The sequence below is a fragment of the Ruminococcus sporogenes genome, from assembly GCF_054655175.1.
In genome coordinates this window covers 1-613 of sequence record NZ_BAAHOA010000045.1, presented here as the reverse complement: position 1 = coordinate 613, position 613 = coordinate 1, and the positions used below count along the sequence as shown (strand labels likewise).

Sequence of the window (613 nt, the reverse complement as noted above, 5' to 3'; positions counted from 1 at the left end):
ATGCGTCCTCAGAAGCTGCCGGACTATGAGCAGATAATATGGAACGGCGGAATTGTATACAAAGAAAGCAAGTATCCGAATCTGCTGTTTGCAGCCGACGGAGAAATATATGACCTGGACGGACTGAAATGTCTCGTAATAGGCGGAGCTTACAGCGTAGATAAGGGATACAGGCTTATGAAGGGATACGGCTGGTGGGATGACGAGCAGCCGTCGGAAGAAATAAAAAGAAAAACAGAGGCTGTACTGAAAGACAATCCTATAAATATTGTTCTTAGTCATACCTGTCCGTTAAAATATCAGCCTGCGGAGGCTTTTCTAAGCTGTGTAAATCAGAAAACGGTTGATACAAGCACAGAGGAATGGCTGGATCATATTGAAGAAATTACAGACTATAAAAAATGGTACTGCGGTCATTATCATATCCGCAAAAGAACAGATAAGCTTCAGTTTATGTTTGATGACATTGAAAAATTAAAAATCCGCTGATTTGCAGCGGATTTTTTAATACCCGAAAGGAGAAAGTATGAAAAAAACATATATCTATCCCCAGAATATGAAAGCCGGATCAAGGCTGTGGCTGTGGAGTATAAGGGATTTCCTTATCATATGC

The 613-nt window shown here is 40.8% G+C and carries 1 protein-coding gene; it reads left to right on the top strand.

The window, feature by feature from the left end; genetic code table 11:
• The coding region (locus ACYQ0N_RS15380) for a serine/threonine protein phosphatase (protein WP_460163191.1) at positions 1 to 489 on the top strand (489 nt) is incomplete at its 5' end.
• Between the last annotated feature and the right edge of the window lie 124 nt (positions 490 to 613).